The organism is Mycobacterium vicinigordonae (genome assembly GCF_013466425.1).
In the GTDB taxonomy this organism is placed as follows: domain Bacteria; phylum Actinomycetota; class Actinomycetes; order Mycobacteriales; family Mycobacteriaceae; genus Mycobacterium; species Mycobacterium vicinigordonae.
The window spans coordinates 6,224,097-6,236,840 of the sequence record NZ_CP059165.1; the positions used below are offsets into that span (position 1 = coordinate 6,224,097).

Below are 12,744 nucleotides of genomic sequence, written 5' to 3' on the forward strand. Positions count from 1 at the left end.
TTCGGTGCGTTCCCCACCCGAAAATTTTACTGGACGTGCGGTGGTCCCTGATGCGGCAATTTTGTTTGCCGCCCTCGATTTCAGGAGGTTTCCGCCAGTGCCCTGTCGAGCAACTCGGCGACGCACCGCCAGTACAAAAACTCCTCGACGGCGGGACGCTTTGCTTGCCCGTCCGCCGCCCCGTAAGCCTGGTGCAGCGCAAGGTCTCGACAGTGCTCGGCGTAAACGTGGAACGCGCGCAGATGCGCGATTTCGCGGCCGATGGCCGTGCTGGTCATGGGCTTCATCAGGTCGAACCAGAGCATGTGCCGCTCGTCGTCAGGTGCGTTCTGGTCCGCTGGGGCCGGCGGCAACAGGTCTAGCAGACGCAGGTCGTCGGCTTCTTGCAGCTGGGCCGCCGCCGGCGGGTCGACCACCTCGAGCCGTGGCCGGCCGGCCATCTTGCCGGTGTCCGGGATGTCGTCGGCCTCGAGGATCATCTTGGCTACCCCAGGATCGGAATTCGCCAGCTGCTCCGCGGTTCCGATCACCGCACGCAGCTTCAGGTCGTGGAACGCGGCCCAGCCCTGCACCGCCAGCACCGGATATGTTGCAGTGCAGGCCTTTTCGTCGGCGGGAATGGCGCGGTCGGCGCTTGCCATGAACACCTTGGCGGGCAACCGGACACCCTCGGGGATGTAGGCCAGTCCGTAGCTGTTGGCGACCACGATGTCGCCGTCGGTGGTAACGGCCGTGATCCAGAAGAATCCGTAGTCGTCGTCGCCGCCGCTGTCGCGTGCGTTGAGCGCTGCGGCGACCCGTCGAGCCAGTCGCAGCGGGTCCTTTTTCGCGCCGCCGGCGCCGACGGCCGCGGCGACGGCGTCGCGTGCTGCGCGGGCGGCCGAGACGGGGACCGATGGCAGCGCCGTCACATCGTCGGCCGGCTTTCTCTGCTCGGCGTCGTTGTCCGGCCGTGCTGGCGGTGCGGTGCGCGCGGACGCGGCGCGAGTCGACGCGGCAACCGGCGCCTTGCCCACCTGCGGAGCGCGCCCGCCCGCGGCACGCGTTCCCGAGGCCGCCGCGGCACCGGTGCCCTGGCTCGAGGCCGCGGCCTTGGGGGCCGAGCCGGCGCCGACCGAAGGGCCACGTGCCGGCGCCGGCATACCGGTAGCGGCCGCGGGTGCCACGGCCGCAGACGCGTCGTCAGTGCGATTCGCCGGTCCCGGCGAAGCTGCGGGTTGACCGGTGTGGCCGGGCGAAAGATCGGTCGCCGCAGCCGGTTTCACATGGGTGGGCTCGGTGGTTGTGGTGGGCCCCGGGGACGTGCCCGGACCTGCGGGTATCGGCGGCTGATTCGGCGAGGGCGGTGTCGGCAACGGGCTCGGAGCCGAAGGGGTCGGGTTCACCGGTGCCGGCTTGGGAGCGGGGTTGACCGGCGCAACGGGGGTGCCCGGCTGACCGGGATAGGGTTGGGCCGGGGTTGCGGGCGTGTCAGGGGTGACCGGTCGACTCGGGTCGACCGGAGGTTTCAGCGGCGGGTTCACCGGAAGCACCGGGGTTACCGGCGCACCCGGGCTTACCGGCGTTACCGGAGTTCCCGGCCCGACCGGGTCGAACGGATTGGCCGGCGTCGGCTCGAACGGCGTCGGGATCACCGGTGTCACCGGGGCATCCGGCGCGACCGGTTGATAAGGATTGGCCGGCGTCGGCTCGAACGGCGTGGGGGCCGGGCCAATCGGGGTCGGCGCGCTCGGCGTCGGAACCACCAGGGTCGGCACATCCGGGGCCGGGGGGGTCACTTGGTGCAGCAGGTCCTGCAGTGCGTTGTGCGGCGGTTTCCAATTCTTTGATGCCAGCACCTGTTCCGCCGTTTCGGCGACCAAACTGGTGTTGGCGTCATGCGTGGCCCGCACCACGGCGTTGATGGCAGCGACGCGTGCCTCGGCTTCCAATTCCTGATCGTTTTCCAGGATGCTGATCTCGCGCTGAGCGCCGTCGACGTTGTTGCCTATTTCTGCCTTGGCCTGTGCGATCAATCCGGCGACATGCTGGTGCCAGGTGATGACGGTGGCCAGATAGTCCTGCAGCGTGCTCATCTCGGTCAGATTGGTCCCCAGCGCGCCGTTGGCCGCGCTCGCGGCACCACCCGACCAGACGCCACCGTCGAACACCTCGACCTGCTGGCGACGCGCGGCGTCCATCACATCGGTGACCTTGCGCAGCATGCGGTTGTACTCCTGCGCGCGGTCGTAGAACGTGTCCTCATCGGCCTGCGGCCAGGCGCCGGGCTCGAGCATCTGACTGGCGTACTCGCCCGTCGGTCTCGGAATGCCCATTGCCCACTCTCCTCTCTCGCCGCTCTCGCCGCTCTCGCCGAAAGTGAATCTCACGACGCGACACGCTGATTCGCCGTCGGGTGATTCACACTCGCCGGCAGTGCAGAGAGCGCACGAACGGTTACGCCATGCGCTTAAGCGTTACCGGCCTTGCTCATCGCTTCGAGCGCGGCGGTCAGCTGCTCGCCCGCCGCGGCGTTGTACTTGCTCGCCGCCGCCTGGGCGTTCTGCAGTGCCTCGTTGACCCGCGCGCCGACCGCCTCGGCGCCCACTTCCCGTATCAAGCCGTCTTCGATGCGCACGCCGGTCAGCCACTGATGCCCGTTGATCGTCACTTCGACCGTCTCAGCCTCGTCTTTCCCGCGGAAAGCACCGGCGTTCATCTGATTCAGCGTGCCCTCCAGGGCCTGCTGAAACCGTGCCGCCAGCGCCAAAGCCGCCGCGACGTGCGGCTCCATCTCCATATCGGTCACTTTGACTCCTTGCTGTCTTGCCGGCGACGTTGACCAATGACGGCCTCGGTCCATTCTCTGTCCTCGGTATACAGCGACTCGTCATCCTGTTGTGCGCCTTTGGATTTAGAACCGCCACCGGCCTGTCCGTGGGCGCCCATCGGCATTCCCATGCCGCCGCCCGTGCCGCCACCTCGACCAGCACCGGCTTGTCCGGCGCCGCCGATCTCGCCCGCGCCCGCCGGCCGCACCGATTCACCGGCAATGCCGGCCCCACCCGCCTCTGCCAGCGGCATCGACGGCATGCCGCCCCCGCCGCCGCCACCCAGGGACATCGGTTTGATCCCAGGCTCTTTCGACAGACTTGCCGCCGCGTCCCGCCCGGCCGCCGACATTTCGGCACCGACGCCCGACGGCATGCCGCCCCCGGCACCGCCACCTGTCATCGGCATCATCGGGGCCTGCATCCCGGAGCCCGAGCCGCCACCGGCCAGGCTCGCCGCCTGCATCACCTGCGTGGGGATCAAACCGGGGGTCTGCGCCGGCGGCGGCGGGTCGATCTTGATCGCGGCCGGCGGCTTCGGCGGGTTCACCGCTTCCAGTTGCGCCTTGGTGGTGTACTCGTTGAGCACCTGCTCGGACTTGGACTGGTACTCGGCGTAGAGCTTGATAGCCTGGTCCTTATACGCCGGATCCTTGGACAGCTCTTCGAGTTTGGTGATATCGGCCAGCGTCGGGTGCGAGCGTCTCGCCCATAACTGCAGCTGTGCTAGATAGGTGCCTTGCTTAGCGAGCGAAGTGGCCAGCTTGGCCATATGCGTGATCCACTCGCGTTGTTGGTCCAGCGATGCCTCGCACGCGGTGGCCGCATCACCCGTCCAGTTCTCGAAGATGCGGAACCGCTTGACGTCTCCCTGCAACGCGAAGCTGAGCTGGGTCCACCCGTCGGCGAAGGCGGCCAGCGAGGCGCCCTGGTCGCCTGACTCCAGTTTGGTTGCAGCAGCCTTGAGGTCCGTGAATCCGTCGTCGCCGGCGGCCGCGACCTGTGGAGTGTCCTGAAGACCCGCGGAATTGTCGCCGCCTACCCCACCGGCCGATTCACCTGACACCTCGCCACCGTCGTTGTTGAGGGCTGTGGCGCCTTCTTCATCGACATCACCGTAGGCCCTGGCCGCGTTGCGCAGAGACGTCGCGAGTCGCTGGCGTTCCCGGACTCCGGCGGTTAGGAAGTCGCGCATATTCTGGGCGGACAGCCTGAGCTGTTCGGCCGCGTTCTTAGCCGCCGTCAGGCCGCAGGGCGCCGCCGGAACATCTGCCGGTGGCGTGGCCATGGGGGCCTCCACCTCGTCGGCCCGCGACAGGATTTCCCGCTGGTCCACCGTCACGGTCTGCGGCTGAGTCATATCGGATAGTCCTCCTTAATGCTCCAACCATTATCGTCGCTGCAGGACGGGCTCCCCACACCAAAATTGGCCGGATACCTCCACTACTTGGGCAGAGCCAATTGAAATCGGCTTTCTTCGGGCGGAGACACCCGCCGGATCGGCAACTCCCGGTGCCGTGGGGTGCCGATCAGGTTGTGCCGCAGGATCACCTTGTCCACGCCAGCGTGCGGGCCCAGATACGTCGTCGCGTTCGGCCACGCCACCTTGGCGGCGGGTCCGACCTGCGCGCCCACCAGCCGGGCGAACTCCTCGAAGTGCGCGCCGACGGTCACCGTTGCGCCCGCGGCGGCGGCGCGCACCACAAATTGCGTAAACGTCTGCGCGTCACCGAGATTGAGGCTCACGTCGACGTCGTCAAACGGCATGTACACCGAGCAGCGGTTCACTGTCTCACCCACCAGCACCCCGGCCGACCCGATGGGGATCTGGCAGTGCCGGTTGGTGACCAGATCCTGGCCCGTCAACGCGGACCGCTGACCGCCGAACAGGCGGGTGAAGCCGCGCGGCGTCTTCGGTTTGCCCGCGGTGGTCAGCAGCACCGTGGCCTGCGGCGGCCTGCCGGGCCGAATCCGGACCCTGGTGATGGTGTGGTCGGCGCGCGCCGACCACCACTGGTCGGGACCTCCCAACGCGGTGTACGCGGCGGTGTAAGAGTCGCGGCCCTTGATGGTCGACCATTTCTCCCGTAGGAACCCAATGTCGGTGGCATGGTCGTAATCGTCGAAACTGCGTCCGCATGCCGCGTCGACGCCATGGCTGGCTAGGTCGTCGGCGACCCGCGTCGCCGAGGCCACCAAGTACCGGGCCAATCCGGCGACGCCTTCGTCGCGACGCTGCGCCGAGCGGCGGGTGCGTTCGGGGTCGGCGCGCAGCATGATCCAGGTCCGGCGGTTGGACGGCGCCGGGTCGGCGCCAATCACCTGCTGATACAGCTTCACCACCTCCGGTGCGGCGGTGTGGCCCACCCGGAACCCGGCCGACACGATATCGGCTTCCAGCTCGGGACAGTGCACCTCGAGGAGGTGTTCGAGCAGTCGGGTGTCCAGCACGTCGTCGGTGTGGGCCACCCCGTCGACGATCACCGTCGGCGTGAACGGACGCGGCTTGAGTTCGATCACCGCAATCAGGTGATCGCGGCGCCAGCGCACCGCAACGTGATCGCCCGGTTTGACCGTCGCTCCGACTTCCGGCTCCGACGGCACGTCCGGCGGGGTCCGACGCCGGCGCAACCATGCGAATACCGTCGCCACCCACCCGGTAAGCCGGCGGTCGAAGAAGGTGACAAAGGCTACGACGGCGCCGACCGCGACCAGCACGATTCCCGCCCACCAGTAATGCGTGGGGGCGAACAGCAGAATGCAGAGCGGCATCAGCACCGTCAGCACCAAGGTGTGGCCGGTGGTGAACCGCAGCCGGACCGGGTTCCTCATCGGCGCCTCAACGCCCGCGCTGTCAACGCCCCGAAGACCAGCGCCAGCAGCAGTCCACCGACGGCAAACGTCACCGCCGTGATCGGCCGTCGATCGGGTGCCTGCTCGGGCGCCGGCGGCGGCATCCGTCGGACGCTGTACGGAATGGTCGCCGGGCCGGGGGCGATATCCCACGTCAGTGCCGCGACGGCGTTGACGACGCCCGCGCCGACCAGATTGTCGACCCCGCCGCCGGGATGCCGTGCGGTAGCGGTGATCCGGTTGATGATCTGCACCGGCGTCAGAGCCGGAAATCGCTGCCGGAGCAGCGCCGCCAGACCGGACACGTAGGCTGCGGCGAACGAGGTGCCGGCGATGGGGACCGGACCCTCCTTGCCTTGGAGGGCGTTCACGGGCTCGCCGTGGTGCCCGAGTGCGACGATGTTCTCCGCGGGCGCGGCCACACCGACCCATGGACCGTGCATCGAAAATGTGCTTGGCACGCCGCTCTCGCCGATTCCACCGACCGGGAGCACCAGCGGTGCGTACCAGGCCGGCGTCACAACGGTTTGCACCTTGTTCCAGCCGCGCGAGTCGGCGGGGGTCGCGGCGTCGGGCGAAGGGTTCTGCGCGCAGTCGCCCCCGGTGTTGCCTGCCGCGACGACGATCACCACCCCCTTGACGTTGGCGGCGTAGTCGATTGCGGCACCAAGGCTCGCCTCGTCGATCGGTTTGGTCACCTTGTAGCAGGCCGCTTCACTGATGTTGATCACGCCGGCGCCTAGATTGGCCGCATGCACCACCGCACGAGCCAGACTGCGGATCGACCCGGCAGCCGGCGTGGCATTGGGGTCATTCGGATTCGCTTGAGTACCAACAGGTTCGAACGCCTCCGAGGTTTGGCGTATGGAGAGCACCCGGGCGTCGGGTGCGACGCCTACGTAACCATCGGTGGGTGCGGGCCGACCGCCGATGATGGCCGCGGTGAGCGTTCCATGCGCGTCGCAGTCCGACAACCCGTCGCCGGTCTGGTCGACGAAATCGCCGCCGGGCTCGGCCGGTAGCCGTGCGGAGGCGTCGACGCCGGTGTCGATCACGGCGACCGTCACCCCGGCGCCGGTGGCGAACTTGTGGGCTTCGGTGACCCCGATGTAGGAGTTGCCCCACGGCGGATCGTGGAATGTGGAGTCCGGTAGCACCGTGGGCGACGAGCACTGCACTCGCTGCTCGGTCGGCTGGTCGGGGCCGGTCACGTCCGGCGGCAGCGCGCCCGGGTCGATCGGGGGCGGAGTGATTGCCTGGGCGGGCGGCGCGGCCAGCGGCGCTATCGTCAAGGCCAGCGCCACCGTTGTCGACAAGATCCGGTGCACCCCCGAATCACTCCGTTCATCGAGTCCAGTACGGCCTGGCAATCCTGGGAGCAGTGTAGACGTACCGGGGGCGTGAACGGGGCTATTTCGGGCTGGGCTCAAGCGGTTGGTTCGGGCTGCCAGAGCCGCCGAATTGCGACCCCAATGGGCAATATCGAGTCCGCGTCATCGCGGTCAGCAGCGTCGCGGCTGACGTCACGGCCGGGACGAATATCCATGCCCTCGGCGTGCTTCCAGAAATCTTTCGGCTCGGCGAGACTTTCGGTGGTAAGCGGGGTATTGGCGAATTCGATCTCGCGGCGGTGCTGGCGCGGTCCCGCCGAGGTTTACATAGCCAGCTACTATTGTAAATACGGTACTTGCTACGATAGTGCCCGATCCCCCGTCAGCAGATTCGAGGTTTTCACATGGGCACACCCGTGATCGTCGGCGCCGTCCGCACCGCAATCGGCCGATCGTTCAAAGGCACGCTCGTCAACACCCCGCCGGAGACGCTGATCACCGCGGTGCTGCCAGAGGTGGTGCGCCGCTCCGGCGTCGACCCGTCGGCCATCGACGACATTATCTTCGCCGAATCCCATTACGGCGGCGGCGATTTAGCCCGCTATGCCGCGACGGCAACGGGTCTCGAGCACGTGCCCGGGCAGTCGGTGAACCGCCACTGTGCCGGCAGCCTGACGGCGATCGGCAATGCCGCAGCGCAGATCGGCTCAGGAATGGAGCGGGTGCTGATCGCCGGTGGGGTGCAGTCGCTGTCGATGACGCCGCTGACCAACTGGCGCATCCCTGGCCCGGAGCTCAAGTTCGAGGAGCGCTGGATGCCGCCCACCCACGTCGAGACGCCGGACGCCCCGGCCAAGGACATGTCCATCACCGTCGGGTGGAACACCGCACAATCGGTGGGCATCACCCGCGAGGAGATGGACGCCTGGGCGGCGCGCTCGCATCAGCGCGCGGTGGCGGCCCAGGATGCCGGCAAGTTCGCCGAGGAGATCCTGCCGCTGAAGATCACGGTGCATGACGGGTCCGTGGTCGACTTCTCCGTCGACGAGCACCCGCGCCGCGACACCACCGTAGAGAAGCTGGCCGGCCTGAAGGTGCTGCACCCCGAGATCGAAGGCTTCTCCATCACTGCGGGCAACAGCAGCGGCACCAACGACGCGGCCGCCGCGGTCGCGCTGGTGGACAGCGACTACGCCGCCGCCGAGAGACTGAACGTAATGGGCAAAGTGCGGGCCTGGGCCGCCGCCGGTGTGCCGCCGCGCGACTGCGGGTTGGGTGCGGTGAAGGTGATCGGCAAGGTGCTGCAGCGCGCCGGGCTGTCAGTTGGGGATGTCGCGTTGTGGGAGATCAACGAGGCGTTCGCCTCGGTGCCCATCGCCGCGTGCCGCGAGTACGGCATCGACGAGGAGCTGGTGAACTTCTCCGGCAGCGGCTGCAGCCTGGGCCACCCGATCGCGGCATCAGGTGCGCGGATGGTCACCACGCTGACCTATGAGCTGGCCCGCCGCGGCGGTGGCATCGGGGTGGCCGCGATGTGCGCCGGTGGCGGTCAGGGCGGGGCTGTCGTCATCGAGGTATAGCCTCACCGCCGCTGGTAGCGGTCTACGCTGCCGCGGCTAGCCTTCAACCATGGGCTTGAACATCAACAGTGAACGCGCCGTGGGGCTGCTGCGTGAACTTGCGACTCATACCGGCGCCAACCAGACCGCGGCGATCAAGGACGTTGTCGCGCGCCGGCTCGTCGAGCTAGACCGCGACGAATCGGCGGGCATCGACGAAAGATGCACTGACCCGCTCCCTCGACACCAGGATTACCGCGCCCAGCTATGTGGAACTCGGCGCCGCCATGCACCGCGGCGGCCGCCCGGAGATCGCCCGACTGGTCGATCGGTTGCTCGACACCTACCGAATCGAGATCGAGGCCTTCGACGCCGGAGCGGCCGCGCAGGCATATCGCGACTTCGGCCGGGGCAGCGAACATCCCGCGCAGCTCAACGTCGGCGACACTTACGACCTCACCCGTGACGCTTAGACCATGCTGAGCCCCGGATCGGTGGTCGCGGGATACCGCATCGAGCGCCTGCTCGGGTCCGGCGGCATGGGTGAGGTGTACCAAGCCGCCCATCCGAATCTGCCGCGGTTCGACGCCCTCAAGGTACTTAACGCCCAGCTCTCCCAGGACCCGGATTTCCGTGTCCGGTTTCAGCGCGAGGCCGACGTCGCCGCCCGCCTCGACCATCCCAACATCGTCTCCATCTATAACCGGGGCCAAACCGAGCAGGGCCAGTTGTGGATCGCAATGCAGTTCGTCGACGGCACCGACGCCGACCGGGCCCTGGAATCCGGGGCGATGACGCCAGCCCGCACGGTGCACATCGTCGGCGAGGTGGCCAGGGCCCTCGACCACGCGCACCGCCAGGGTGTGGTGCACCGCGACGTCAAACCCGCGAACTTCCTGCTGTCGGGGCCGGTCGGTCCTGACGAACGAGTCTTGTTGGGCGACTTCGGGATTGCGCGTGCACTGGGCGACGCCGGTCTGACCGTCACGGGCTCGGTAGTGGCCACCTTGTCCTACGCGGCGCCCGAGCTGCTCAGCGGCGAGCCGTTCGACGGCCGAGCCGACGTCTATTCGCTGGGGTGCGCGCTGTTTCGGTTGCTGACGGGCAAGGCGCCCTTCGCGTGGGCTCAAGGGTTGCCCGCGTTAGTGGGTGCGCACCTGCAGGCTCCGCCGCCGCGGGTCACCGATTGGGCACCTGGACTCTCGCCGCGCCTGGATGCGGTAATCGCAACCGCGATGGCCAAAGACCCCGCGCAGCGGTTCGCTTCCGCGCGCGAGCTGGCGTTGGCCGCCGCCGATGCGCTCACCGAGCAGTCGGCGTCGACAACCGCGCCCTGGCAACCGATTTCGAGCAACCAGGTCAGCCAGTACCCAATCCCGGAACAGGCGTGGTGGCAACCGGGCCAGGACCGCACCGCCGCGGCCCCGCCAATGCCGCCCTGGCCCGCCCCGGCGCCTCCCCCGCGACGCCGCCGCGGCCGAATCACCGCAGCGGCGTTGGCCGCCGTCGCGGTCTCCGGTGCGATCGCGGCCGTGGTTGCGCTGGCGGTGCGCACACCGTCGCACCCACCCACGTCGGCACCGTCTTTGCAGCCGACGACAACCGTCGCCAGCGCGCCTACCACCACGACCGTCAGTGGACCGGTGCCACCGGTAGTGGCATCCGAGCTACCCGGATTCCTGCTTCCCGCCGAGCAAATCAAGACCATAATGGGCGCTGCCGCAATGCAAGTCGTTGAGTCGTCCGCCGATTCGTGGGCCAACGCCTCGACCTACATCTCCGACCAGGATTGCATTGGCCCCTATCAACCGGCCGATACCGCCGCCTACGGCAACTCCGGATCCACCGGATCCCAACGCCAGTTCCTGACCAACCCCGGGGGCGGCGCCGACGTCCAGCAAGCCGTCATCGTCTTTCCCAGCGCCGACGCCGCGCAGAAGTCCTTCGCCGCCCAGCGCGCCGTGTGGGCGGCGTGCGCCGGGCGAACGTTCACGGTCACGCTGCCCAACCAGAGCCCACACCGGTGGAGTTTCGGTCCGCTGAGCACTCCAGACGGCGGCGTGGCGCTCACCACCGCTCGTGAAGGCCAGCGCTATGCCGGTTGTGAACGCGCCCTGGCCGCCACCAATAACGTCCTGGTCGACGTCGGCGCCTGCAACATGAGCACGGACAAACACGGCGTCGCCATCCTCGAAGCGATCCTCGCGAAGGTCCCACACTAGAGTCGGCTTCGATGAGCATGCTGAATCCCGGGTCCATCGTGGCGGGCTACCGGGTCGAGCGGGTACTCGGCGCGGGCGGCATGGGCGAGGTCTATCAGGTCGCCGACCCGAATTTGCCCCGCTATGCCGCACTCAAAGTGCTTCCTGTCGCGCTGTCGGACAACTCGGAATTCCGGGCCCGGTTCCTGCGGGAGGCCGATATCGCTGCGCGACTCGACCATCCCAACATTGTGTCGATCTACGACCGGGGTCAAACCGAGCAGGGTCAGTTGTGGATTGCGATGCAGTTCGTTGACGGCACCGACGCGGCGAACGCGGTGCGGGCTGGCGCGATGACTCCCGCCCGCGCCGTGTACATCGTCGGCGAGGTCGCCAAAGCCCTCGACTACGCGCACCATCGCGGCGTGCTACACCGCGATGTCAAACCCGCCAACTTCCTGTTGTCTGGTCCAGCCGGCGGCGACGAGCGGGTCTTACTGGCCGATTTCGGGATTGCCCGCGCCTTGGGTGAGACGGGGCTGACCGGAACCGGCGCCGGCATGGTGACGTTGTCGTATGCGGCACCCGAGGTGATCGCCGGCGGCCACGTCGACGCCCGCGCCGACCTGTATTCGCTGGGCTGCAGCTTATTTCAATTGCTTTGTGGAACAGCACCGTTCGCGAGGGACGGCGGCGTCGCCGCGGTGGTGGCCGCGCACCTGCACGCCCCACCGCCCCGCGTGAGCGAGCGGGTACCGGGTCTGCCGTCGGGGATGGATGCGGTTATCGCGACGGCACTGGCCAAGGATCCGGCGCACCGCTACACATCGGCGCGACAATTAGCCGCCGCGGCGGCCGCTGCGCTTCATCCGGTGTTGCCCGCGGTTCACCCGGGCCCGGCCGTGGCTTATCCGGTCCCAGCCGCACCGCGCGACCCGGGGCGACGCAACCTCATCCTCGCGGCAGTTGTCGGCCTTTCCGTTATGGCCGCCGCGGTCGCCTTAGCGGTGACCATGATCGTTCGCTCCCCAGCGCCGCGTTCGGCGGCCCCGCCCTCGTCGGCCACTCCAAGGACATCGACGAGCACGACGCCCGCTACACCCGCCGCGGCGCCACCGGCGGCGGTGTCGGCGCTGCCGGGCTTGCTATTGCCGCCCGACCAGATCGCCAGCCTGCTGGGCGTGCGAACCATGACCGTGTCCGACTCGTCGTCGCACGGCTTCACCGACGACACCCCCTACATATCGGACAAGGAGTGCACTGGACCGTACGCACCGGCAGACCAGGGCGCCTTCGGCCGATCCGGGTCGGTTGGAGCGCAGCTGCAGCTACTGAGCAACCCCGACGGCCCCAACGCCGTGGAACAGGCCGTCATCGCGTTTCCTAGCGCCGCCGCCGCCCAGCAGGTCCTCGCCGAGCAACAGCGGCAATGGTCGGCGTGCTCCGGGCGCACCTTCACTGTCACCACTCCCAACGAGACCCCTACCCCCTGGACTTTCGGCCCGCTGACCACCCCCGGCGGCACGCTGGTGATGAGCTTCACCTCTCAGGTGCGCAGTTCCGTCAGTTGCCAACGGGCCATGGCCGCCCGCAACAACGTCATCGTCGACGTAGCGGCCAACGGATTCGACGTGGGCAACCACGGCGTAGACGTGCTGAACGCGATCGTCGCGAAGGTACCTTCGTAGCAGGGAATTTTTGCGTTCTAGAATCCGGAAAATGGATGCGTTGATCATCGGCAAAGTGCTGCTGCTGGGGTTCATCATCGTGGGTTGCGGCATCGTGATCAGCGCTTACGTGCGTAGGCGCCGCGCTGGAGTGCGGCCATGGCGAAATCCATACGCTGCGCCGTACCTCGACATCTACGACGGCGGGCGGCCCCCGATGCCGCCGCCACCTCCGGCCATCACCGAACCCGGGTGCGACGACGAGGCGCCCCCGCACGACCCCGGAAGACGTGGCTAACCGACCGCACACTCCGCGGCCCAGG

Annotated in this window: 10 protein-coding genes and 1 pseudogene; 6 read left to right on the forward strand and 5 right to left on the reverse strand. The window is 68.1% G+C overall.

Annotation, left to right across the window (positions count from 1 at the left end; translation table 11 throughout):
• Positions 1-80 precede the first annotated feature (80 nt).
• The 5 genes from H0P51_RS28015 to mycP form a co-directional block, all read right to left on the reverse strand.
• Positions 81-2,315: a secretion protein EspK gene (locus H0P51_RS28015; protein ID WP_180916007.1), complete on the reverse strand. Its 2,235-nt coding sequence runs from the start codon at positions 2,313-2,315 to the stop codon at positions 81-83.
• A gap of 134 nt (positions 2,316-2,449) precedes the next feature.
• Positions 2,450-2,779: a YbaB/EbfC family nucleoid-associated protein gene (locus H0P51_RS28020; RefSeq protein WP_425489096.1), complete on the reverse strand. Its 330-nt coding sequence runs from the start codon at positions 2,777-2,779 to the stop codon at positions 2,450-2,452.
• Between the two features lie 5 nt (positions 2,780-2,784).
• Positions 2,785-4,170 carry an EspB family ESX-1 secretion system-associated protein gene (gene espB, locus H0P51_RS28025; RefSeq protein WP_180916009.1) on the reverse strand — a complete coding sequence of 462 codons (1,386 nt, stop codon included), beginning with the start codon at positions 4,168-4,170 and terminating at the stop codon, positions 2,785-2,787.
• Between the two features lie 83 nt (positions 4,171-4,253).
• On the reverse strand, positions 4,254-5,642 hold the full coding sequence (gene eccE, locus H0P51_RS28030) for a type VII secretion protein EccE (RefSeq protein WP_180916010.1): 1,389 nt from the start codon (positions 5,640-5,642) through the stop codon (positions 4,254-4,256).
• Positions 5,639-6,991 carry a type VII secretion-associated serine protease mycosin gene (gene mycP / locus H0P51_RS28035; protein ID WP_180916011.1) on the reverse strand — a complete coding sequence of 451 codons (1,353 nt, stop codon included), beginning with the start codon at positions 6,989-6,991 and terminating at the stop codon, positions 5,639-5,641. Before mycP ends, eccE begins: the two co-directional genes overlap by 4 nt.
• A gap of 407 nt (positions 6,992-7,398) precedes the next feature.
• Here mycP and H0P51_RS28040 point away from each other — a divergent pair, with 407 nt between their 5' ends.
• The 6 genes and pseudogenes from H0P51_RS28040 (at position 7,399) to H0P51_RS28060 (ending at position 12,719) form a co-directional block, all read left to right on the forward strand.
• On the forward strand, positions 7,399-8,574 hold the full coding sequence (locus H0P51_RS28040) for a thiolase family protein (RefSeq protein ID WP_180916012.1): 1,176 nt from the start codon (positions 7,399-7,401) through the stop codon (positions 8,572-8,574).
• Between the two features lie 49 nt (positions 8,575-8,623).
• Positions 8,624-8,746: pseudogene (locus tag H0P51_RS28785) on the forward strand (type II toxin-antitoxin system VapB family antitoxin); the annotation flags it as partial.
• A gap of 76 nt (positions 8,747-8,822) precedes the next feature.
• A complete protein-coding gene (locus H0P51_RS28790) occupies positions 8,823-9,026 on the forward strand; it encodes a hypothetical protein (protein ID WP_246398966.1) in 204 nt (67 codons plus the stop codon).
• 3 nt (positions 9,027-9,029) lie between these two features.
• Positions 9,030-10,775: a serine/threonine-protein kinase PknH/PknJ gene (locus H0P51_RS28050; protein ID WP_180916014.1), complete on the forward strand. Its 1,746-nt coding sequence runs from the start codon at positions 9,030-9,032 to the stop codon at positions 10,773-10,775.
• 11 nt (positions 10,776-10,786) lie between these two features.
• Positions 10,787-12,442 (forward strand): serine/threonine-protein kinase PknH/PknJ, encoded by a 1,656-nt coding sequence (locus H0P51_RS28055; protein WP_246398267.1) that lies wholly within the window; start codon positions 10,787-10,789, stop codon positions 12,440-12,442.
• A gap of 31 nt (positions 12,443-12,473) precedes the next feature.
• The gene (locus H0P51_RS28060; RefSeq protein WP_180916015.1) at positions 12,474-12,719 is read left to right on the forward strand and encodes a hypothetical protein; all 246 of its coding nucleotides are present in this window, start codon (positions 12,474-12,476) and stop codon (positions 12,717-12,719) included.
• Positions 12,720-12,744: the final 25 nt, after the last annotated feature.

Bases quoted from the DNA above. Each gene is read 5' to 3' on its own strand.
- H0P51_RS28015 (WP_180916007.1), bottom strand. From the start codon at position 2,315: ATGGGCATTCCGAGACCGACGGGCGAGTACGCCAGTCAGATGCTCGAG.
- H0P51_RS28020 (WP_425489096.1), bottom strand. From the start codon at position 2,779: ATGGAGATGGAGCCGCACGTCGCGGCGGCTTTGGCGCTGGCGGCACGG.
- espB (WP_180916009.1), bottom strand. From the start codon at position 4,170: ATGACTCAGCCGCAGACCGTGACGGTGGACCAGCGGGAAATCCTGTCG.
- eccE (WP_180916010.1), bottom strand. From the start codon at position 5,642: ATGAGGAACCCGGTCCGGCTGCGGTTCACCACCGGCCACACCTTGGTG.
- H0P51_RS28040 (WP_180916012.1), top strand. From the start codon at position 7,399: ATGGGCACACCCGTGATCGTCGGCGCCGTCCGCACCGCAATCGGCCGA.
- H0P51_RS28050 (WP_180916014.1), top strand. From the start codon at position 9,030: ATGCTGAGCCCCGGATCGGTGGTCGCGGGATACCGCATCGAGCGCCTG.
- H0P51_RS28055 (WP_246398267.1), top strand. From the start codon at position 10,787: ATGAGCATGCTGAATCCCGGGTCCATCGTGGCGGGCTACCGGGTCGAG.
- H0P51_RS28060 (WP_180916015.1), top strand. From the start codon at position 12,474: ATGGATGCGTTGATCATCGGCAAAGTGCTGCTGCTGGGGTTCATCATC.